General features: G+C 57.5%; 21 protein-coding genes. 9 read left to right on the top strand and 12 right to left on the bottom strand.

The genetic code is table 11. The features are described 5' to 3' along the window. Positions 1-19 precede the first annotated feature (19 nt). From K5845_RS00785 to K5845_RS00775, 3 genes are read right to left on the bottom strand one after another with little or no spacing between them, the layout of a single operon-like run. A complete protein-coding gene (locus K5845_RS00785; RefSeq protein WP_046477746.1) occupies positions 20-907 on the bottom strand; it encodes an SDR family oxidoreductase in 888 nt (295 codons plus the stop codon). Beyond that, positions 904-2,055, bottom strand: a complete 1,152-nt coding sequence (queG, locus tag K5845_RS00780; protein ID WP_076605387.1) for a tRNA epoxyqueuosine(34) reductase QueG — start codon at positions 2,053-2,055, stop codon at positions 904-906. Before queG ends, K5845_RS00785 begins: the two co-directional genes overlap by 4 nt. After that, entirely contained in the window at positions 2,048-2,743 is a 696-nt protein-coding gene (locus K5845_RS00775; RefSeq protein WP_046477749.1) for a glutathione S-transferase family protein, read from the bottom strand. Before K5845_RS00775 ends, queG begins: the two co-directional genes overlap by 8 nt. Before the next feature lie 393 nt (positions 2,744-3,136). Between K5845_RS00775 and K5845_RS00770 the strand changes: the two genes are divergently transcribed. After that, positions 3,137-3,934, top strand: a complete 798-nt coding sequence (locus K5845_RS00770) for an undecaprenyl-diphosphate phosphatase (RefSeq protein ID WP_046477750.1) — start codon at positions 3,137-3,139, stop codon at positions 3,932-3,934. A gap of 99 nt (positions 3,935-4,033) precedes the next feature. Here K5845_RS00770 and ptsN read toward each other — a convergent pair whose 3' ends face one another. The 6 genes from ptsN to K5845_RS00740 all read right to left on the bottom strand — a co-directional run bounded on the left by ptsN (position 4,034) and on the right by K5845_RS00740 (position 11,087). Next, on the bottom strand, positions 4,034-4,498 hold the full coding sequence (gene ptsN, locus K5845_RS00765) for a PTS IIA-like nitrogen regulatory protein PtsN (RefSeq protein ID WP_046477753.1): 465 nt from the start codon (positions 4,496-4,498) through the stop codon (positions 4,034-4,036). Positions 4,499-4,604: 106 nt separating this feature from the next. Then, positions 4,605-5,231 carry a ribosome hibernation-promoting factor, HPF/YfiA family gene (gene hpf / locus K5845_RS00760; protein WP_046477755.1) on the bottom strand — a complete coding sequence of 209 codons (627 nt, stop codon included), beginning with the start codon at positions 5,229-5,231 and terminating at the stop codon, positions 4,605-4,607. A gap of 306 nt (positions 5,232-5,537) precedes the next feature. Then, on the bottom strand, positions 5,538-7,070 hold the full coding sequence (gene rpoN / locus K5845_RS00755) for an RNA polymerase factor sigma-54 (protein WP_287958023.1): 1,533 nt from the start codon (positions 7,068-7,070) through the stop codon (positions 5,538-5,540). Between the two features lie 37 nt (positions 7,071-7,107). Continuing rightward, on the bottom strand, positions 7,108-7,917 hold the full coding sequence (gene lptB / locus K5845_RS00750) for an LPS export ABC transporter ATP-binding protein (protein ID WP_090227354.1): 810 nt from the start codon (positions 7,915-7,917) through the stop codon (positions 7,108-7,110). A gap of 211 nt (positions 7,918-8,128) precedes the next feature. Next, positions 8,129-10,138: an LPS export ABC transporter periplasmic protein LptC gene (gene lptC, locus K5845_RS00745; protein WP_082101063.1), complete on the bottom strand. Its 2,010-nt coding sequence runs from the start codon at positions 10,136-10,138 to the stop codon at positions 8,129-8,131. Positions 10,139-10,466: 328 nt separating this feature from the next. Then, a complete protein-coding gene (locus K5845_RS00740) occupies positions 10,467-11,087 on the bottom strand; it encodes a ribonuclease D (RefSeq protein ID WP_287958020.1) in 621 nt (206 codons plus the stop codon). A 431-nt stretch (positions 11,088-11,518) separates the two neighbouring features. Between K5845_RS00740 and K5845_RS00735 the strand changes: the two genes are divergently transcribed. After that, entirely contained in the window at positions 11,519-12,256 is a 738-nt protein-coding gene (locus K5845_RS00735; RefSeq protein WP_287958018.1) for a WD40 repeat domain-containing protein, read from the top strand. Here the strand turns inward: K5845_RS00735 and K5845_RS00730 are convergent. From K5845_RS00730 to K5845_RS00720, 3 genes are read right to left on the bottom strand one after another with little or no spacing between them, the layout of a single operon-like run. Beyond that, positions 12,245-12,979 carry a DJ-1/PfpI family protein gene (locus K5845_RS00730; protein WP_090226459.1) on the bottom strand — a complete coding sequence of 245 codons (735 nt, stop codon included), beginning with the start codon at positions 12,977-12,979 and terminating at the stop codon, positions 12,245-12,247. The genes K5845_RS00735 and K5845_RS00730 overlap by 12 nt on opposite strands. Positions 12,980-12,998: 19 nt before the next feature. Continuing rightward, the gene (locus tag K5845_RS00725) at positions 12,999-14,033 is read right to left on the bottom strand and encodes a carbon-nitrogen hydrolase family protein (RefSeq protein WP_046477767.1); all 1,035 of its coding nucleotides are present in this window, start codon (positions 14,031-14,033) and stop codon (positions 12,999-13,001) included. 22 nt (positions 14,034-14,055) lie between these two features. Next, positions 14,056-14,856, bottom strand: a complete 801-nt coding sequence (locus K5845_RS00720; RefSeq protein WP_046477769.1) for a TrmB family transcriptional regulator — start codon at positions 14,854-14,856, stop codon at positions 14,056-14,058. A gap of 160 nt (positions 14,857-15,016) precedes the next feature. On the opposite strand from K5845_RS00720, the gene K5845_RS00715 reads away from it, so the two are divergent. From K5845_RS00715 to K5845_RS00685, 7 genes are all read left to right on the top strand, one after another. Further along, entirely contained in the window at positions 15,017-15,967 is a 951-nt protein-coding gene (locus K5845_RS00715) for a branched-chain amino acid ABC transporter permease (protein ID WP_244512348.1), read from the top strand. Next, a complete protein-coding gene (locus K5845_RS00710; RefSeq protein WP_287958014.1) occupies positions 15,964-17,001 on the top strand; it encodes a branched-chain amino acid ABC transporter permease in 1,038 nt (345 codons plus the stop codon). Before K5845_RS00715 ends, K5845_RS00710 begins: the two co-directional genes overlap by 4 nt. A gap of 1 nt (position 17,002) precedes the next feature. Next, a complete protein-coding gene (locus K5845_RS00705; protein ID WP_244465037.1) occupies positions 17,003-17,776 on the top strand; it encodes an ABC transporter ATP-binding protein in 774 nt (257 codons plus the stop codon). After that, positions 17,773-18,477, top strand: coding sequence for an ABC transporter ATP-binding protein (locus K5845_RS00700; RefSeq protein ID WP_090226451.1), 705 nt, complete (start codon positions 17,773-17,775; stop codon positions 18,475-18,477). Before K5845_RS00705 ends, K5845_RS00700 begins: the two co-directional genes overlap by 4 nt. A 25-nt stretch (positions 18,478-18,502) precedes the next feature. Next, positions 18,503-19,837, top strand: a complete 1,335-nt coding sequence (locus K5845_RS00695; protein WP_287958013.1) for an ABC transporter substrate-binding protein — start codon at positions 18,503-18,505, stop codon at positions 19,835-19,837. Positions 19,838-20,053: 216 nt separating this feature from the next. Further along, positions 20,054-20,518: a hypothetical protein gene (locus K5845_RS00690; RefSeq protein WP_287958012.1), complete on the top strand. Its 465-nt coding sequence runs from the start codon at positions 20,054-20,056 to the stop codon at positions 20,516-20,518. Positions 20,519-20,620: 102 nt separating this feature from the next. After that, complete coding sequence (locus K5845_RS00685; protein ID WP_287958010.1) at positions 20,621-22,372, top strand: efflux RND transporter periplasmic adaptor subunit; 1,752 nt, start codon at positions 20,621-20,623, stop codon at positions 22,370-22,372. The last annotated feature ends 22 nt before the right edge of the window (positions 22,373-22,394 follow it).

Here is a 22,394-nt window from a genome sequence, read left to right as displayed (position 1 = left end):
GAACGGCGCCTGAACAAGTTCACTTGTATCGGCGCGCAGCAAGAACGGCTTCGAGACCTGTCCGATAATTGGGGTAGGAGAGATGGATACCCAGATCATTCTTGACCCGGCCGTTGCGCACGCGTTTGCGCTCGTCATAGAAACTCCGCGCCATTGGCGAAAGCTCTGCGTCTTCAAAGGGAACTTCCGGTGGCGGTTGTACGCCCAGCAATTCTGCAGCGTAGGCGACGACGTCTTGTGGTGGCCCCGGTTCGTCATCGGCGACGTTGTAGACGACGTGACTGCCAGCGCCAGTCATTCCGGCTTTAACAATTGTGGCGATATCACCGACATGGATCCGGTTGAAGACCTGATCCTTCTTGATGATACGCCGGGCCTTGCCTGCCTCAATCTGGTCGATTGCACTGCGACCGGGACCGTAGATCCCGGCGAGTCGGAAAATCTGCAAACGCCAGGGTTTGGCGCGTGCGAACTTTTCCCAGGCATGTTCGGCTTCGACCCGCAGTTTTGATCTACGCGACAACGGTGCCGGGGGCGTCGTTTCATCGACCCAATCACCGTCATGATTGCCATAGACGCCGATGGTCGAGAGATACCCGATCCATTCGAGATGTTTGAACCGCGCGATGTCCTCAGCGTGATGATGGAGGATGCCGTCCCCGGTCTCACCGGGCGGAATTGAAATGAGGAGATGCGTGACGTCGCTAAATGCACCTGCTGGCTCTGCGCGCAGAACGTCTCCACCCCGCTCAGCATCGAAGATCTCACCGTGCCAGCCGCGTGCTATCAGTGCGGCCACCTTTTCGGCACTTCGCGCCGTCCCGCTGATCTTCCAGCCTTCGCGCGCCATCTCGTGGGCAAGCGTGCTGGCCGAAAAACCCATGCCAAGACAGACGAGGTGTTTCATGCGGATTGTGCCTCCCACTCGTTTCGGACATCAGGATCAGCTTCTCGCGGCAAATACGCTTTGCGTAGATCGGCAAAGTGATCGGGATCTGCAAGCTGAGACAAAGCCCAGACGGCCATCGCACGCACGAGTTCTGATTCGTCTTTTAAGCGTTCCTCGACAAGCGGGATCATCGTCCGGTCTTGGGAATTGCCGGCTGCGATAAGGGCGTTGCGCACGATCCGGTCACGCCCCGTCCGTTTTACAGGCGTGCCCGCAAACCTCTCGCGAAATGCGCGGTCATCAATCGCGATCAATTCCGCAATGGGTGGATTGTCTGTTTCAACGCGCGCGGCGAACTTTGCCTCCCGTGCGGCCGAGGCGAATTTATTCCATGGGCATACCGCCAAGCAGTCGTCGCATCCGTAGACGCGGTTGCCCATCGGCTTGCGAAACTCAACTGGGATATGCGCCTTCGACTCGATGCTTAAGTAGGCAAGGCATCGCCGCGCGTCGAGTTGGTAGGGAGCTGGAAAGGCTGCTGTCGGACACACATCGAGGCAGCGTTGGCAGCGTCCGCAATTGTCGCGACCAGCCGTGTCGGGGGGGAGCTCCGCAGCTGTTAAAATCGCCCCTAGAAAAAGCCACGAGCCATGTTCGCGCGATACGAGATTGGTGTGTTTGCCTTGCCAGCCAATACCGCCAGCCGCAGCCAAAGGCTTCTCCATGAGCGGCGCAGTGTCGACAAAGACTTTCACGTCTTCCCCGCTGCGCGAGGCCAGATAGCCCGCGAGTTGTTTCAAGCGCCCCTTAAGGACATCGTGGTAGTCACGGCCCTTGGCATAAACTGAGATAAGTCCGCGGGATGTCTGGGAGAGCGCCTCCATAGGATTTGTGTCGGGCGCATAGCTCATGGCCACAGCAATGACGGAGCGTGCGTTGGGCATGAGGGCTTTGGGGTCGCGGCGACGTTCAAGCGTCGTTTCCATCCATGCCATGTCGCCGTGGTGTCCCGCCGCAACATAGGTCTCAAGTCGCGCTCCGGCGAGAGCGATAGCGTCGGGACGGCTTACGCCGAACGCGTCGAAACCAAGCTCACGTGCTCGCTTGCTAACCGCCTCCTTCAGAGCGACCGCTTCGGCAGGCGCAACGTCAGTTTGCTTAGAAATCGAGGTCTGTGTAGTGCGCGGGGGGAGCAGCGCCGGGGACGCGGTCGCTGAGGATCGCTCGAAATGCCGGTCGCGATTTGACACGCGCATACCACTCCTTGGCTTGCGGAAACTCGTCCCAAGCGACTTCACCGAGGTAGTCGACGGAGGACAAATGCGCAGCTGCGGCTATGTCGGCAAACGACAAATCTTCGCCGGCAAGCCAGCGCCGCCCGTGGGCGAGATAGCTGATATAACTTAGATGATAACGCAGATTACCGCGAATTGCCCGCACGATATCGGCGTCGGGTCCTGATGACGGGTTACCTTTAAGGCGCGCATAGACCTTCTCAAAGAGGAGCTCTTTGGTTACCTCGCGATTGAACTTCCCATGGAACCAGTCGACAAGCCGCCGGACTTCGGCGCGTTCTTCACGGTTGCCGGGAAAGAGGGGAACTTCGAGCCCATCTACAGGATGCCGCTTCAGTTCTTCTGCGATGTACTCTGAAATCGCATACGTGCCGCACAACACCGGGCCTGCATCGATTTCCAATACGGGAAGCTCGCCGGCCGGGTTTAGCTGTAACAGATCATCGCTTACATCCCACGGCTGTTCTTCCACGACCTCAACTTGGAGGCCGAGTTCCGCCAGCGTAATACGAATGGAACGGGACAACGGGCAAAGCCTGAAGTGCCAGAGCCTATGCATAGTGTTCGCCTACATCTCGCCGTGGCAGGAAATTCACAGAGCTTCTCCTCCGCGTCGGTTCGCTTCCTTCAAATTCTGGAGCCTTGATTGCATCAAGGACAAGCAGTTGGCGGTACCGCATCTCGCGAACGAATGCCAGTGTGGCCAAGGTGCGGCAGCCTAGAAAGCTTCCTGTTCATCTCTCTGCCATTTGTCTTGCAGAAGCCGCCCAGCTCGTGGTCATTGCCCTGAAGACGACGAAAGATCCCCACATTCTTCCCTGCTGGAGTTCCGATCCGTACGGATGTGCTCTTAAGGGCCCGGCTCCAAGAGCATCTTTGTAAGGTGAATAGCCAGCGGATGGGCACCCCATCAGCAGAGACCTCTTCGGCGCCATAACTGGAGTTCGTGATCATGTCCACATGGCAAGTGGTCCTGCTCGGGTTGATCGAGGGGCTGACCGAATTCATTCCGGTCTCATCCACGGGACACATTCTGCTTGTCGGGCATTTCATTGGCTTTGATTCACCGGGCAAAACCTTTGAAGTGCTCATTCAACTTGGCGCAATCCTGGCCATCCTCAGCGTTTACTTCGCGCGCATTCTGCAAATTCTCTATGACTTGCCGCGCGATCGGAAAACACAGCGCTTTGTATTGGGTATCCTGATTGCTTTTCTGCCCGCCGCTGTGATCGGGGCCTCAGCGCATTCAATCATCAAAGGCGTTCTGTTTGAGAGCCCGATGCTGATCTGCGTGATGCTGATTATTGGTGGAATAATTCTTTTGTACGTCGATCGGTTGGATCTGGAGCCGCGCTATCACGACGTCATGGACTTTCCACCGTCACTGGCCTTGAAAATCGGCTTGTTCCAATGCCTGGCCATGGTCCCCGGCGTATCGCGGTCCGGAGCGACGATCGTCGGAGCTCTTTTAATGGGCACGGACAAGCGATCAGCTGCCGAATTTTCGTTCTTCCTTGCCATGCCAACGATGGCAGGCGCCTTTGCCTACGACCTCTATAAGAATTGGTCTGTCATCGACACCGCAGATGTAACGAGCATCGCAATAGGTTTCGTGACGGCGTTCATCTCGGCCGTCTTCGTTGTGCGATATCTCTTGGCTTTTGTAAGCCGCCATGGCTATGCGCTGTTTGGGTGGTGGCGGCTGATTGTGGGCGGCCTGGGCCTCGGCGCTCTTCTCGTACTCGGTTAAAAGGCTGGCCACCAAAAAGGCGACAAATCTCAGGTTTGTCGCCTATGTCTCCGCGCCATCCTCTTGGCTGCGGACGAAGTCTTAAGCCTAGACTTTCTTTCAGGCTGCGTGTGACGCGGCCGGTGTCGTCAGGATTTCGCGGATGGCGGCTGCATCTTTGGCGTGCCGCAGGCGCTCCAGCATGGTGGGTTCGCGCACAAGCCGAGAAATGCGAGCCAGGGCCTTCAAATGATCTCCGCTGGCATGCTCCGGGGCCAGCAGCAAGAAGATGAGGTCGACGGGCTCGTCGTCATGAGAATCGAAGGGGATTGGCTCGGGGAGCCGAGCGAATAACGCCACGATCTCATTGAGCGCCCGGAATTTGACGTGCGGGATTGCGATTCCGCGGCCGAGGCCGGTGGAGCCTAAACGTTCACGCTGCAACAGCGTGTCAAAAATGTCCCGTGCCTCAAGGCCGGTCACATCTGCGGCGCGTGCAGCAAGCTCTTGCAAAGCCTGCTTTTTACTCTTTGCCGCCAAATCAGGAATAATCCCGTTCGGCGCGAGTAGATCACCCAGATCCATGGTTCTATCCCACCGTGTCATATGACGTCCGTTGAACCTTTAAGCACAAATCGTGCCGCTCTAAGGCCAAAGGCTGTTAACTCACTGGTTTATACACTCCGACAACTTATCGGAGAGCGTGTCCGGTCCCGTTTAAGGACTGTTTCGATGAGTCCGTACTTGGGTCGACCCAGCCGACATTTCCATCGGGACGTCGGTAAACAACATTCAGTTGGCCATTTCCCGCATTTCGGAAAATGAAGAAGGGACTTTCAGCGAGGTCCAAATGCATAACGGCGTCACTCACTGTTAACTCTCGTATGCCGCGCTGGTTTTCCGCGATGATAACCGGGTGATCGGCGTCCACAGCCGAAATGGCTTCTTCGTCGGTAACCTGCAGTACGTAATCTCGCGCCATGACTTCAGCTGGCAACGCACCGTTGCCATCATTCCGACGCTGATGATGATCTTTCAAGCGACGTTTGTAGCGCCGTACGCGCTTATCCAAACGATCCACGGCCATGTCTGCGCTGGCATAAGCATCTGCCCCGGTTCCATGGGCTTCAACAATCAAACCTGTGCGCAAGCGTATCGAGCAATCCGTCCGAAAGTGGCTTTTTTCCTTCTCCAGACGAACATGCCCAGAAAACTCAGGTCCTATATACTTGTCCAAAACGGACGCTATCTTATCGTAGATATAGGTCTGGAATGCATCCCCTGCATCGACGTTTTTGCCGGTGACTTGCAGTATCATTCTGTCGCCTTCGACTTTTCTTTAGACAACCCCAGCCGTTCGGCCGAAGACATCTGCCATTCGGTTCGAAGTTATGAACTGACCAATATCCCCTAACGTCTTCCCCAGGTCTACTCTGATTTAAGCAGAACAGAAGTGACGGTAGAGCCACCATCAAAACGTGTCAATGTGGAGGACGGTTCGCTTTTTTGCAATGCAACATTAAAAGAAAATTGCTTTTGATTAATCCGATCTAGGCGGTCCTAGAAAGATACAAAATATCAATACCGTATTGAAAAATATGAATATATTCTGGAATTCGCGACGTCACGTCGCACGTGCGGTAACTCCGCTCAGCCTTTTTTCACGCCGCCGTTGCACCGACGAAGGGATTCGCATCGCTTCCCGGTATTTGGCGACGGTGCGCCGGGCGATGTCGATGCCGTCACTGCGCAGCAGATCCACGATTTTATCGTCAGATAAGATCAGGTTTGACGTTTCGCCATCGATCAATTGCTTGATCCGGAAGCGAACGGCTTCGGACGAATGTGCCTCTCCGTCGTCGGCAGCTGAGATGGAGGAGGTAAAGAAATACTTGAGCTCGAAGATGCCGCGTGACGTCGCCATATACTTGTTGGACGTAACGCGCGACACCGTCGATTCATGCATCGAGATCGCTTCAGCGACGGTTTTGAGATTGAGGGGGCGCAGATATTGAACACCGTAGGTGAAAAAGCCGTCCTGCTGGCGGACGATCTCCTGTGCCACCTTGAGAATGGTGCGAGCGCGCTGATCCAAGCTCTTCACAAGCCAGTTTGCCGTTTGTAGGCAGTCGCTGAGATATTCCTTGTCATCACCCGTAGAGGCCGCTTTTGCGACCCGCGCATAGTAACTTCTATTGACGAGCACACGCGGGAGGGTGTCGGAGTTGAGCTCAACAAGCCAGCTCCCGTCGGCTGCCGATCGAACGAGCACATCTGGAACGACAGGTTGAACCTGGACAGACCCAAACATGAGACCGGGTTTTGGATTTAACCCCTTGATCTCAGTTATCATATCCGTGAGTTCGTCCATATCGACGCCCACGACGCGCTTGAGCTTGGCAAAATCGTGCGTTGCCACTAGCCCAAGGTTATCGAGCAAGGCGGCGATCTGAGGATCGTAGCGGTTGAGCTCTTTAAGCTGCAGCTCCAGACACTCACCGAGTGAACGCGCAAAAACACCGGGAGGATCGAATTTCTGCAACGCCTCGAGAACCTCTTCGACCATAGATTCGGGCGCGCCAAGTTTTTCGGACAACTCATCGAGATCCGCGTTGAGGTACCCGGCATCATCGACAAGGTCGATGAGATATTGGCCAATGATCCGATGCGCTGGCTCGGTAAGTGCGAGCGGCAACTGCTGGCTGAGATGGTCTTTCAGTGAAATACTGCTGGAGACGAACGCTTCAATGTTGGCATCGTCATCCGACATGCTACCTGGCCCACGACCTTTGAGCCCGGCCCAACCGGAACCGAACATGTCCTGACTGACGTCGGCTACTGAGGCGTCCGGATAAACGTTGTCGAGGTCGGTGTCGAACGTCCCATCAGGGTCGGAGCGAGGTTTATCGAGGTCGAGCCAATCGTCGTCGAGACTGGCGCCGTTAACCTGATCGCCATCACTCCCGGGGCTTTCACCGTTCGCGTCCCCAGAATCGCCCTCTTCGCGCTCAAGCAGCGGATTGCGCTCCAGTTCGCCGTCAACATACTGTTCGAGTTCAAGATTAGACAGCTGCAAGAGCTTAATGGCCTGCTGCAGCTGGGGTGTCATCACCAGCTGCTGGCCTTGTCTCAGCTCTAATTTGGCCGTCAGCGCCATGCCCTAACCTTCGAATGCGTTCCGAGGTTGGGTATACTCAACGCCCATTAACGAACATATCCCCGAGATAATGGCGACGGACGTCTTCGTTCGTTATGATTTCTTGAGGGTTACCCTCTGTCAGAACTTGACCCTCGTGAATGACATAAGCTCGCTCGACGAGGCTTAAAGTTTCACGAACGTTATGATCCGTGATGAGAACGCCGATACCGCGCTGCGTCAAGTGCCGCACCAATTCCTGAATGTCGCTGACCGCCTTCGGGTCCACACCAGCAAACGGCTCGTCGAGTAGCATGAACGACGGTCGCGAGGCTAGTGCTCTGGCGATTTCGCAGCGCCGGCGTTCACCACCTGACAGGGCGACGGAGGGCGATTTCCGCAAGCGGGTAATGTTGAATTCGTCGAGAAGCTGATCGAGCTGTTCATGGCGTTTCTTCCGGTTCGGCTCGACGATTTCCAGAACGGCCATAATGTTGTCTTCAACAGACAGCCCACGGAAGATCGATGCTTCCTGGGGCAAATAGCCGATGCCGAGACGTGCACGCCGGTACATCGGCAGGCGTGTAACATCCTTCCCGTCGATAGTTATTTGACCGGAGTCTGCCGGGACGAGGCCGGTGATCATGTAGAAGACGGTCGTCTTACCCGCACCGTTCGGGCCTAGCAGGCCGATGGATTCTCCACGTCGAACATTGAGGCTGACACCCTTAACGACGGGTCGCTTTTTATAGGTTTTTTTGACGTCAGTTACCGTCAGCCAGCCAGATGCACCGACGATAGGGGCAGGATAGTGCTCAGCGCTGTTAGCACGCGCACCGCGGACGGCGCCGTTTCGGTGATCGCGCATGTTTGCACGATCCGCCCGCGAGTGCGGCGGAGGGGCATCGTTCCCCGTGCGCGATCCAAATGGCAAAAACCTAACCAACGCTCATCCTCATTCCCAAGGCTGTGCTTCCCGCTAGCCCACCAGTATTTTTGACTCATATCGAATGCAGCCGATTGGTCGCTTCGACAAGTCACAACGTTTTCGCACCCACGACGATGACGCGTCGAGAGTGCTAATTGCCTGGAGCAGTCGTCGCGCCCCAGCTGCTTGACGACGGGCTCGAGCCACTCTCGCGTTTTGAGGTGCCGCCGTTTTTGCCGGATTGTTTGAACTGAGTTGGATAAAATACGGCGCTGGGTCTTCCGCCGCGCGCTCCAACCCCGCCGGGAATCGGGACTGACGCCGCGGATCCACCATCGGGCTTCATTGTGGAGGCCCACCCCGCGCCTGCAGCTTCCGGTGCAGTCTCGATAATGCTATTGCCGCTCGTCATATCGATCTTCAAGCGGGTACCGCGAACAATATTCTTCCCCTGGGTGAGAACCACATCGCCACCGAGTGTCACGCTGTTCCCAGCCACGTCGAACTCGGCCCAGTCTCCCGTCGCGCTCTGTCCGCCCGACGAAGCAACGAGCACTTTGCCTCGCGCGGATATCCTTGTGAGTTGAGTGTTCGATCCTTGGTCGCCGCCGGTCTTGTCGTTCGAGGCTGGGTCGAGCAGGCCGCCGTTCCCCGAGTAGTGCGCGATCAGTTTCGCAGTTCGGATTGAAAAGCCACCTTGGACGGCGTGCACGTTGCCGCGAAACTCCGCCGTCTTTACGGCATCGTTGACGGTCAGTTCATCGGCCTCCAGAGCGATTGGTGCGTCCGGGTCGGTCTTGAAGGTGACGGCAGTGAGGCCGGAAACCGCGTTCTTTTCAGCCTCCGGTGCTGCGGCTGCTTTTGGTTTCGCCGGGTCCGCCTGCCGTTGGAGCTTGGCAAAGATGCGGCCGTCTTTCGTGCCAGCCGTTTGAGCAGGGCTCGTCAGATGACTTGTGCCGTGCTTCCGGTCGATCAAAAGCCGTTCGCCTTTGATCTGATTTTCGCCCTGGGTGACAATAACATTGCCGGTAAGCAGAGCCGTATCGTTTTGCGCATTGATCTGGGCCGCATCGCTGCGTGCGCTGCGCGTGAGACCGGACACCATTTCGACGTTGCCTGTCAGCAAAGCGACCTCATTGATCGCGTCCACATCCAGACGCTCCGCCGTAATCCTTTCGCTGTCGCCGCGTGTGATGACAATCGGTGTTTCAGACACCATTCGGGTGACTTGCGCCGAGGTCGCAGCATCGCTGGCAGACGGAGCCGAGCCGCTGTCTGCGTCGTTGCTTTGATAGAAGACGTCGAGCCGCTGACTGTGCAGGGCCTGGTCGCCCTGCACGGCTTGAACGTCTCCAACGAAGCTCGCAGTGTTCTTGAGATCCTCGACCCTCAGTATGTTTGACGTGATATCTACGGGACCGTTGGAGCTTCCTATCAGAGCGGAGGAGCCTTCCTTCTGAGGAGAGGCGGCTTTCTCTTCGCCCGGTTGCGGCGTGAGGCGTGTCTTGACGTTGTCGACAAACGTGACCTTGCGCTTCTTCTGCCAAATCATGAGACGGTCCGCAGAAATCTCACCTTGGCGAACGTTCACAACGGAGCGCTCTTTGCTGAGAATGACGCCGCGTTTCGCGAAAATGCTGGCACTCTTCAATTGAGCTGCCATGCCATCGGTCGAGTTGATCTTGATGCCGTCAAGGAGGTTCAATTCGTTGGTCTTGGTGTGGAAGATGCCGCGAGCGGCGGTCAGCTCTGTTTTCACCTTCTTGGCGCTGAGCATTTCGCCGGAAATTTCGTTGAGGTGGATCAGCTCAGTCTGCTTGAAGTCTTGTCGAGCGGTGCGGGCTTGTACGACATAGGACCCGCCGTCTTTTGTGAAACCCTCGTAACGTGGATTATCCATCGTCACGTTTTCGGCGGTTATCGTTGGCACGGGCAGCTGTGCCAGTTTCTCGACGAGATCGAGAGACGTCATGGCTGAGGCTACGTACAACCCAACGACGGCAACGGTGACCACAGGCAACATCACACGCAGCGTGCGCACCATCCAAGTGTGACGACGTGCACGCGCAAACTGCCGGCTGCTATCCACCGGTCCCGTGACCGGACGTTCCGATCGGCGCCGGGGCTTGGTAGTCGCGTCGAAGGGGTGGTCGAGTGACATTCGCTAAGAGGCCGCTAGAGCTTAGGACGGGTCCGCGCGCTTACGTGGGGTACGGGCAAAGAAAATCAATCTTCGGCATCATCGATTTCCCCGACGCAACCTGGGCGCCACAGAAGAAACCCAAACACCGAGGGTGAAGAGCGCCCTGACATGCGCCAGGATCCAGCCGGCATTCCGCCAGCCAGCCGCGCGAAAGTGTCAATGAATTGGGGTGATATTGGGACTGATCGAAGGACGCAAGGTGCCTGATTGGGTAGTTTTACTCAAAATTGTGCTTAACGCGCTGCGTTGCCAGGAGGGTGTTGCAACTTTACGCCGCGCGCGAGCGTCAATGTGAGAAGATATCCATCTCCCCATAACCAGCGAGGTCGAGCTGCGCCCGGATAGGAAGGAAGCCGAAGGCGGCCGACGCGAAGTGCGTGCGCCCTTCCCGTGCGAGCATCTCGTCAAGTCGCGACTTTAACGCATGCAGGTGCAGCACGTCGGAGGCTGCATAGGCCATCTGTTGCTGCGTGAGGGTTGGAGCTCCCCAATCTGAACTCTGCTGCTGTTTAGACAATTCAACGCCGAGAAGTTCTGAGGTGATGTCCTTGAGCCCATGGCGATCCGTATATGTCCGCACGAGCTTGGATGCGATTTTGGTGCAGTAGATGGGCGTCACCACCACGCCGAGATATTTGGCAAGCACAGCGACATCGAAGCGCGCGAAATGAAAGATTTTGAGGACGTTCTGGTCCGCGAGCAGCGCCTTGAGGTGTGGTGCCGAATAATCCTTGCCGTCAAACTGGACAAGATGCGCGGTGCCGTCGCCCGCCGAGAGCTGTACCACGCAGAGGCGGTCGCGATGAGGGTTGAGGCCGAGAGTTTCGGTATCGATCGCAACGCTTGAGCCGAAAGTCACACCCGCAGGCAGATCGCCTTTATGCAGTTTGATTTTGCTGTCAGCCATACCGCCACCCCGCCATGCTTCGCACTGCACATCCCAGATCAAACGTCCTTCTAACGAAGGAACGAGGGGTATGGGGTGGCAAGCTCTTGATTATCGAAGAAAATTTCGCGCAACGGCCACGTATGTATCACCCATGATATACAGTTTCAATGGCTTAGGCAGTACTCCGCAGTTAAGCGTGAGCTCAACGCATCAAGAGCCATTCAATCCTGCTCCACCCAAACCGTTTCGTTAAAAACGGACGTCAGATGAAGCCTTGGAAGATTGGCACAAGCTACGCCGTCGCCATTTCGCCAGATGGACAACGACTTTCGACGGTCGGGCGAGATGTGTCCATGTGGGATTTGCGGACGAGATCAAAGATATGGCGAGCCTCCCCGCTCGCCGATCCTGCTTGCACAGTCTTCTCTCCGGACGGGAGCACCTTGGCTGTGAAAGGTTCATCAGGACACATCATCGTCGCCGACGTGAAGTCGGGAAGACGTCTTGTCGATTTTAATAATATGACAGATGGCGAGGGATCGAACCTTCGCTATTCGACTTGCGGTGAATACATCGTGGACGCCACTTGGAATGGACGTCTGATGGTAAGAACTGCGAAATCGGGGTGTACCGAGTTTGCGCAGGATTTTCCCGATGAGATGATCCAGAGCATCCACCGATCTGCGGACGGGAAGATGTGGGTTATCGTACACGCTTGCAAGGCGATATCAGACGATGCGCCGCCGGCGCCCGACTATTTCTCCCTTTGGTCATGGCCGTTCCGCTCTGGAGAATTTCGAGTGCTGCCCGAGCGCGTAGCTTTCTCGCGCACGTCGTCCCTTTCGCCTGACGGATCATTATTAGCAGTCGTTCACGGTGCGCCACCTGAAAATCTCTCTGTATTTCAGTTAAGCGACGGTGCGTGTGTGGGAACGGTTGCCATTCAGAGCGGTGGTACGGGACACGCAATTGGATGGTCGGCCGATGGTCAGCTTATCGGATCTGTTCAGGACAATGTAGTTGTGTTCTACGCGTGGCCAAGCCTTGCGAAATGCCATGAGATTGAGTTGGCCTGTCCGAGCGATCTGGCATATTCGCTTCGCGGCGATGTATTAGTTCTCGGCTCTTGGGAAGAAGGCTGGGTGATGTCTCAGAAAGCACCAGACGCCATGAACCTACCTCGGTAGAGGTTGCTTGAACGAAGCCTGCTCCGATGCAGTCTCCTTAAGGCGTTGCGCGGCCTGCGCGACCGCCTCGCCCCTTCGCTTCAGCATGCCCTCGGCGTAGCTACGGAACTCACTAACGACGGCAGGCGGGGCTGTGTCTGGGGAGCCTGCAGTGAAGGGCGGCTCAGGGTTGTACTCCATATAGAGTTGAATCTTTTCGGCGGTCATGCGGTCGGAAAGCGCTTCCGCCAGGAGCAATCCAAAATCAATGCCTGCGGTAACTCCACCGCCCGTTATGCGGTTGCGATCGATGCAGACGCGCGTGTTGACTGGCGTGGCACCGAACGACTCAAGAAAATGCATGGATGCCCAGTGCGTCGCTGCCTTGTAGCCCTGAAGAAGACCAGCGGCTCCCAGTACTAACGCACCGGTGCATACTGAGGTGACAAAGCGCGCATTGGCTCCTTGACGGCGCACGAACGCAAGTACTTCCTCATCATTAAGCAGGTCATTCATTCCTGGACCGCCAGGAATGCAGATCACATCGAGATCCGGACAGTCCGTGAATGTCGTGGTCGGTAAGATCCGCAAGCCGACATCGCTCAGGACCGGATCTAGGTCCTTCCAGATGAGATGCACCTGGGCGTCGGGAAGCCGCGCCAGCACTTCGAAGGGACCCGTTAGGTCGAGTTGCGTCAGTTGCGGAAAGAGAATGAGGCCAATCTGGTGCTTGGTGTCATCCATGACATTTCCCTTACCCTAACTACGCTCTTTCTGAGGTCGGTTCGTCACCCTCAGCGGCGAGCGAAGGGGACGCTACCTCAATGTATCTCGCGGGCTCGCGCGGAGAGCGATCAATCTCGAGATCGAAGATGTCGAAGCGATTGTAATAACCGACGACGTCGTGAAATTGCTTCGGCTCGACGGAGAGCGCCGTATCGATGTCGGCATAAACGATGCCTTCCTCGTCACTGAGCACGGAACTGATGACCGAGCCCGTGGGATCAAGGCACATGGACACGCTCTTCGGAGACCGTTCGATAATCTCGCGGATTCGCTTGTCCTCCTTAGAGACCGCTGCGATCAATGCCTCGTCGGCAAAGGCTGATGAGACGATATTGAAGACTTTCGCCTCAAAAGCGTGCGCGCCCGCCCGGATTTCGATAGCGCGGCGCAGATCATATGCGCCATTGTCGGTTGGTGGGCGTGTCGGCCACACCGGCGGGTAAGTCGAAATATGAACCTGCTCACCTTCAGCCATGAGCGCGTAGCGCGAGAGCGGATTTGTGTTCTCACCGCAAATCAGCATGCCGATGCGGCCAATGTCAGTCGGGATAACCCGCAGGCCTCGAGCATCGCCGTTCGCCCAGACCAGCTTCTCATAGAACGTGGGAACAAGCTTGCGATGGTGATTAAGGATGCTGCCATCAGGACCAATCAACAGGTTCGCGTTCCACAGGCAGCCGACGCTTGCATCCGTGCCCTCACTGATGCCGACGGAGACGTATACGCCGTGATCGCGCGCCGCCGCCGCGAGCCGCGCGATCTCAGGGCCGTCTCGCCGTATGGACTGAGTGGCGAGCGCACGAAAGAAGTCATGGTTCTCGATCGGCGGGCGCAGCGCAGCCCACACCGGAAATCCCGGGATAAAGCTCTCGGGAAACGCAACCAGTGACGCGCCGTTACGGGCCGCCTCGCTGATATAGGAAATCCCCTTCTCCACAGTGGCCGTACTGTCGAGGAAGACGGGCGCGATGTGGCAGGCAGCAGCCTTAAAGCGCGGGTAACTTAGTGGCATACGCGTGTCCCAGTTGGTTAAGTTATTTCTTTCGTTGAAGGTCGATGATCTTGCCGCGGCCGGATCGCTTTCCCGCCGCTGCCGTTGGGCGGCTCGCCGCCCAGAGCGTTTCGAAAAGGCCCGTCTGCATGGCAGCGAACTCGGCGCTCTCGATGGTCATGGCGAAGTTCTCCTTGCGTGAGGAGATGAGCGCCACTTTGTCGTCGTAGATGTACGTCGTCATCGAGAAAGTGAAATCATCTGGAGCGTAGCGCACAATACGCAGGTCGGCTGGATTGTCCGCCCAGAAGGGATGCAAGTCTTTCGTCGGCGAGCGCACAACCCGCAGGGTAACGCCGGCTTCGATGCGGCGACGGACGTTGTCGTCCATCCACTCGCGTCCCGGCACCTCATAGAGATCGCTCATAGAGAGTATGCCAAGAAGCACCTTGCTGCGGCACGTCAGTGTCTCGTCAAGCACGGCCTTTATGCCATCCGGCCCCTGGAAATAGCGCACCTTGGGTTTGGCTGGCGTGCGATTGTGTAATGAGAGTAATTCCGGCATCACCGCGTCGAGCTTTTTCCGGCGCTCATCGACAATCTCCAGCACGCGCTCCGGTGACTCCGCCATGATCAGCATCGAACGATCTGTCGACTGTGGAATCTCGTTGACGAGCCGCTGCGCCAGCAGGCGTGAGAAGACGTCATAGGCATTCGTACGACTGATCCCGGCCTTGCGCGCGATGTCGCGCATGGGCGCCTGCCCGAGTTCGAGCGCCGCCAGATAAAAGCGCACTTCCGTCTCGTGCAGACCTATGTCCATCAAAACGCGATCAATAGCCATCGTGAGATTTTTCCGTATCGCAAGGCCCGCTTTTTTGGGCCGGGAACACCATGCCACAACCTAGTATGAGCTGTCGAATAAGATTGACAGCAATTCGATAATTGCCTCAAAAATTCGCTCATAATGCCGTTATTATCAGCAAAAACTCGTGTTGCATTGAGTGTCAATTCGTGTTGAACTTTATCGGCATCTGGCTGCAAAGCCTCTGTTAATTGTTCGCGGCGCGCTGCGATCGGTCGGGGGAGTTTCTGTTATCGAACTCGTGCTGGCACTTGCCGTGAACGGCCTAGTTTGGGGGTTGATTATTGCGCTGATTGCGCTTGGCCTCTCCATCATCTTTGGGCTTCTCGACATCATCAACGTTGCGCATGGCGACTTCTTCATGCTGGGCACCGTGGCGGCGCTCACGCTGACGGTGGCGAGCGGCTCGTACTGGATTGCCCTCTTACTTGTGCCGATTATTGGCTTTGCTGTCGGCATCGTGCTTGAGCGCCTGGTTATCCGACCGACGATCCGCCAGGCCTCGCTCACTATCGTCACGACGTTCGGCCTCTCGATGATGCTTCAGGAGGGTGTGCGTGCGATCTACGGAGCGCAGCCGCGGCGGATGGAGGCGCCGATCGAAGGCACCCTTCCGCTGTTCGGCATCGATTACGATGTCTACCGTCTGTTTGCCGCGGCATTCGCCGCACTGTGCCTGATCGCATTCTTCGCTTTTCTTACGCGCACGAAGCTCGGCACTTGGATCCGCGCCGTGCGTCATGATCCGGAGACGGCGACGGCGCTCGGTGTGCCTGTTGCGCGCATCTGCGCCATAACGTTCGGTCTGGGCACGGCTATGGCGTTTCTGGGCGGGGTGATCGCAGCGCCCATCACGACCGTCGAATTCCGCACGGGTGTCGACATCCTACCGTTCTGCTTCATGGCGGTGATCATCGGCGGACTGGGCAACTTGCAGGGCACCGTCGCCGCTGCCGTATTGCTTGCGGTTCTGGAAGGACTGGTCACAAGCGTCACCGATCCGACGATCGCTAGAATTATTTCGCTCGCGTTCATGAGCGTGGTGCTGCTCGTTCGACCCAACGGGCTCTTTTCGGGGGCGACGCGATGACAGCAACAAATATCTCTCGTGTTGCGCTCGTGGTCTTCGCCGGCCTCTTGTTGGCTGTTCCCGTCGTTATGCCGATGTTCGTCAGCCCGTTTTGGATCGACATTATTGCCGAGATCCTGATCTGGTCGCTGCTCGCCGCGAGTGTAAATCTTCTGCTTGGGTACGTCGGCCTGCTCTCTTTCGGACAAGCGCTTTTCTTCGGCGTCGGCATGTATGGAGCTGCGTTGTCAGTTATTCATTGGGGTGCTGACTTCTGGGGCGGACTTGCCGTCGGCATCGTTGCTGCAATGCTCATGGCCGCCATAGCAGGTAGCGTCGCCGTGCGCCTGACCTGGCACTACTTTGCAATTATCACCGTGGTCTTTTCGCTCATCCTGTACTTTGCGGCCATGAGCGCGAAGCCGATCACGGGTGGCGATGATGGTATTTCGTTCAGCACGCCCAAAGTCTTTTCCTTCGGCGACCTGGAACTCTCCCTCGCCGACCAGTCCGTCCAGTACTACACGATCCTGCTCGTCGTCGCTGCTTGCTACGGGCTTTTTGGCTTCATTGTCCGCAGCCCGTTGGGGGTGCGCTTCATGGCTGTGCGTGAGAACGACCGGCGTGCCGCGCTCGTCGGAATCAATGTCTACCTGACGCGCTATCTCGCATTCGTTCTCGCCGGTGGACTCGCCGGCGCTTCGGGCGCGCTCTTCGCCTTCTTCGGGCGCTATGCGTCGGCATCGTACATGTTCTACCACGTCTCCGGTGAGGCCGTGGTCTGGGCGATCGTTGGCGGTGCTGGAAGCCTGCTCGGTCCCCTGTTCGGCACCGGTTTGCTGATCATATTCCGGGAGCTCATCTCCACCGTCTGGGAGCATTACCTGTTTGTCGTCGGGGCCATCACTGTTCTCGTTGTCATGTTTGCGCCGCGCGGTCTCGCTGGTGCTTGGAGCGACTTCATGAAGGTGATCGGGCGTAACAAACGCGCCGAGACGCCAACTTCCAATCCGGGCCTGTCAAAGCCGGCCGCGGACACCAAGTTGGGGGGCTGACGTGCGCAGTGGGGGAGAAGACATCGTCGCCTTGAGCGTAGCAGGATTGACCCGGCGGTTCGGCGGACTCGTTGCCGTCGATAACGTGAGCTTCGAGCTGCCAGCGGGGCGTTTGAACGCGATTATCGGGCCGAATGGTGCTGGCAAGACCACGCTCTTCAATCTCATAACCGGCGAGATCAGACCAGACGCTGGCCGCGTACGCGTGCACGGCCGGGAGATCACGGGGCTCAAACCGCATCAGATCGTGCGTCGCGGTGTCTCGCGCACGCTTCAAATCAAAAGCGTGTTTTCTGGCCTCACCGTCGCGGAAAACATACGCACGGCGGTCATGGTTCATGAGGGCCTCGCTTCACCGTTCCGGCCCGCCTCCTCCTACGTCGCCGTCAATCGCCGCGTCGAAGAGCTCGCTGCGCAGGTCGGTCTTTCGGCGCATTTGCAGACATGTGCCTCGACGCTCTCATATGGTGATATCGCGCTTCTTGAGATCGCCCTGGCCCTCGCCAACGAGCCGCGGCTCCTCCTACTCGACGAGCCGGTTTGCGGGATGGGCCCGCGAGAGACCGAAGAGACCGTCGCCACCATCCGCAACATCGCGCGAACTGTCGATATCGTGCTCATCGAGCACGACATGGAGGTCGTATTCGCCATCGCGGACGAAATCATCGTCATGGCGCAGGGCGGTCTACTCGCCCGTGGGACGCCCGATGAAATTTGCAATTCGCCCGATGTTCAGGAAGCCTACCTCGGCGCGCCGGAGGAGGAGGACCTATGACGGCGCTCGCGATTGATGATCTCAAAGCCAACATTGGCAAGGTTCCGGTACTGCGCGGCGTCAGTCTCAGAGTCGAACCCGGCGAGACCGTAGCGCTGCTCGGGCGCAATGGCGTCGGCAAGACCTCGACACTTCGCGCAATTCTTGGCCTTTTGAAACGCACCGGCGGTACCGCCAGCTACAACGGGGTCAATCTCGAAAGCGTCGCGCCCCATAAACTGGCCGCGCTTGGTCTCGGGTATGTTCCCCAAGGGCGCGGCATGTTCCCGCTGCTCACGGTGAAGGAAAATCTCACACTCGGCCTGACCGGTACTCCAGATCCGGAAATCATTGCTGACGTATTCCGCCGCTTTCCCCGCCTCGAAGAACGTCTTTCTCAGCCGGCTGGCACACTCTCCGGCGGGGAGCAACAGATGCTTGCGCTCGCGCGCTGCCTCGTCATGAAACCCTCTCTCATTATGCTTGATGAGCCGACGGAAGGCATCATGCCTAAGCTCGTCTCCCAGATCCGTCACGAGATCGATGAGATCGCAAAGCGCGGTATCTCCGTGCTGCTTGTTGAACAGAACCTGCGTACGGCGCTGCGCCTTGCCAACCGCGTCTATCTCATGGAGCGCGGCACCATCGTACACGAAGCGACGCCGGCCGCGTTGCGTGCCGATCCTTCGACTATCCACCGCTACCTTGGCGTTTCTCTCTAGGTTCATCAGGAAGGAGTCTTCAGTTATGACTAAGCACCCCCCGAAGGTCCGCCCCAAGAAGACTGCTTCCGACAAAGGCACCACAAGCGGCGTGACACGTCGCAGTTTTCTGCAAGTCGCGCTAGCCGGCGGGACGGCTGCCGGTGCCTATATCAGCCTCGGCCGCGACATGTCGGCGTTCGCCCAGGCGAGCGGGCCGATCGTGATCGGGCATCACTGCGAACTGACGGGCGGCTTTGCGTCATGGGGATACTGGCACAACAAGTGCGCGCTCGCCGCGACGAAGGTGATCAACGAGGCAGGCGGTATCGCCGGCCGCAAGCTTGAGCTTGTGACCGAGGATACGGAATCCAATCCTGCTGCCGGTGCACGCAAGCTGCGTTCGCTCATTCAGCGTAGCCGCGCGTCGTTCATCACCGGCTCTGTGCATTCCGGCGTGATGCTCGCGTCGATTCCCGTCGCAAGTGAAATGAAGACAGTCTACTTCTCAACGGGCGAGGCGACCGAGGCGACCGGCGAGAAGGGGACGCGCTACAGCTTCCGTACCGGGACGGACACGTATGGTCTAGCTGCGGCCGGTGCGCCGTGGGCTTATGAGAACCTCGGCAAGACATGGACGATCATCTCGCCGGATTATGCCTGGGGTCATAGCCACTACAAAGAGCACAAAGCCGTCATCGAGAAGCTCGGCGGCAAAGTCCATGAGCCGATCTACGTCCCGCTCGATGCCAAGGATCTGGTTCCTTATCTTGCGCGCATCCCCGAAGACACGGAAGTGCTCTTCTCGGTGTTCTTCGGTGCGCTCTCGGTCGCCTTCTACACGCAGGCTAAGTCCATGGGTCTTGAGAAGACGATGAAGATGTACTCCGTCTCGGGCACCATCGAGGCGATTGCGCCAGCGGATCTGAAGGGCGCCGCTGAGGGTGTTTATATTGTCGAGAACTTCCCGCGCATGCTGAAGTACAAGGACGATGAATTCCATAAGGAGTTCATCAAGCAGATTGGCATCGACGGCGTAAACGCGCGCGAAGAAGGTTCTGACAAAGTCAATGCCAAGAGCCACTCATGGCAGAGCTGGGAAAATCTCTTCGCGCTGAAGCAAGCGATTGAAGAGAGCGGCTGGAAGCAGAAGAGCGATGACCAGGGTGTTATCGAAGCCCTTGAAGGCCTCCAGATGGCGAACTCGCTCGGCTTTCCGCAGGGCGCCAAGACACTCCGTAAGGAGGACCATAGCGGCATGATCGACTGCTACATCAGCCGCATCGAAAACGACGAATTCCACGTCAAGAAGACAGTTGCTAAGGAAGACATGGCTTCCATGCTGACCCCGCGCTACGACTTCTCCAAGCAGGAACTCTGATTTCGCGCCGCAGACAGCAGGCGCGGACTGCCTTGGTCCGCGCTGTCCCTATATTCGGATGAGCTTGAAGTCGCTTGTCGAAACCGGAAAAAGGACTTCCTCATCCCAACGACGTCCCGATCACCATTTCGTAATGACGCATCATACTTTGAGGCTTGACCGCACGCCACAGTCTGGATCAACTAGCGCCCGGTGAAACGGACTAGTCTTGCAACGATGCGCGGACGCAAAAAAATCCTGGGATGCGTGTGCTGTGCCATCCTGATTTGGATGAATGCCATCGCTGGGCTGTTCCCGGCGGTGACCGCGCACGCCGACCACACAGCGCACAACGCGGCGACCACCGCTGAAACGATCCATCACGCCCACGCGGGATCGGCTGGCCTACACGAACATAGCTACGTGGTGCAGGAGGTTTCCCACCACCAATCCGATAATGAGGCAGACTGCGTAGCGACATGCCTCGACCGGATCTCGGACAAACTCGTCCCTAAAATATCTGACACCGAACCGCGACTGGACTGGAAAGTGGTCGCAGTCCATCCGTTACGCATCCAGGCAGTGTGCGCGGACGGATGCCAGATCAACGCTTACTGGCCTGCCGGTCCGCCAAACTTCGGCGGCCTCACAAGAACCGGCACCGAGCGGCTTGTCGCGTTCAACGCCCGCCTGCGAATTTAAGAGCCTTTGAAGAGTTCATTGCGCCGCCCTCGATGAAGCGATGGGGCGGTCGAGCCTTGGCGTTTGCACGCCTGGGGCAGGACCCTCTTCAAGGAATTTCTCATGAAATACCATCGGCTTGTGATCGCAGCCTTTCTGGTCATGTTGCTCCCGCTCTCCAGCGGCTTACCAACGTACGCGACGGAAACCCCGGGTAGCCAACCGTCGGACGCAAAGAAGGGTGACGTCAAATGGACGTGCCCGATGCACCCCCACTACATCGCGTCCGAATTCGGTGCTTGTCCTATCTGCGGCATGGATCTGGTCAAACTTGAAAGTGATGGTGCAGCCGAAGCGGCTTCCGAAGGTCAGCAGCGGACGGCGATCGTGGTGGCTCCAGAGACACTTCAAACCATGGGTGTCCGGATAGCGAAGGCCGAGCAAACGAGCTTCGGACGAATCGTCCGGAGCTTCGGCCGCATCTCCGAGAATGAACGGCTGCAAACAGAAATGTCTGCGCGTACCGAGGCCTGGATAGAGGATCTGCGCATCCGGGCCATCGGCGATGCCGTGAGGAAAGGCGACCTTCTGTTTACGCTGTACGCACCGGAGTTCATCGTATCTCAGCGAGACTATCTCGAAGCCCTGAGCGGCCAAAGCCGCACGCGGATCCAATCTGTAGAGACCCGCCTTAAAGCGTTCGGCATGCAGGAGCGCACCATCGCCGAACTCAGACACAGCCGCGAGGTGATGGAGTTTGTGCCCTTTTATGCCGACCGTGACGGCACGGTGACAATGATCGATTTGCGCCCAGGAAGTTACGTGAAGCGCGGCACGATACTCACCAGAATTCAGGATTATTCGCAGGTCTGGCTAATGGTCAGCGTGTCGGAGAAAGACCTCTCCTTTATCGAGCCTGGCATTCCAGCGCGTGTGACCTTTCCCAACATTCCGGGGCGCGAAGTTTTCGCCAAAGTCGAGTACGTCTACCCGACGATTGATCCAGCGACCCGGACAGGGCAGGTGCGCCTCGTTCTTGATAACAAGGACGGGCAGTTACGGCCGGGAGCCTATGCCGATGTCGCCTTTGAAGTTGGAACTGAGCAGCGGCTCGCGGTTCCGTCGGAGGCCATTCTGAAGAGTGGCGGTGCACGATATGTCGTAGCGTCCCTTGGCGGAGGACGATTTGAACCGCGCACCGTGACGACGGGGCTCATTTCGGGACGTTGGACGGAGATCGGCGGCGAGATCGAAGCCGGCGACGATATCGTCGTATCAGGGCAATTCCTCATCGATTCCGAAAGTGCCCTGCGTGAAAGTTTCCGGAAACTTGAGCGGCTGCAACTGCCACTGTCCCTACTCAAGCTCGATTCAGCGCAATTTGCGATGGTCGATCATTTTGTCGATGCCGCGCTCTATCTCCATGAGACGCTAACGGATGGCTACCAGGTTGAGCCGAAGTTTCTAGATCCAGCGATCGAAGTGAAGACGCTTCTGTGGCCAGCTTTCCAGCACACGAGGCTCGCCTTCGTTATGGAAGATGCCGTGAAGGCGATCCGCGATGCGCAGGCAGCCAAAACAGACAGCGAGGTGAAAGCGGCGCTCGCAACGCTTGTCGACGCTGTTGCGCCCTGGATACGCGAAGGGGCGCCGGACCATTATCGCGAAAAGAAGATCGCGCTCTGGAAAGACGACGGATCTGCCCGCATGTGGCTTCAACTCGAAGGGCGCGAGTTGAACCCTTACGGCAAAGGTTCATCGTCAATGATTTCCTACTCTCAGCCTGCACCTGAAGAGGGAGCGGCATCGGCGAATGCCGCTGCGGAAGAAATGCCGTCCACCAAACCCAAGACCATGCCGGGTCATCAGCATTGATCGCGTCGACGCGAAATGGAGG

This window comes from Filomicrobium sp. (assembly GCF_025698805.1).
In the GTDB taxonomy this organism is placed as follows: domain Bacteria; phylum Pseudomonadota; class Alphaproteobacteria; order Rhizobiales; family Hyphomicrobiaceae; genus Filomicrobium; species Filomicrobium insigne.
Note: the sequence above shows the minus strand (reverse complement) of the source record. Positions and strands in the feature narration are given on the sequence as shown.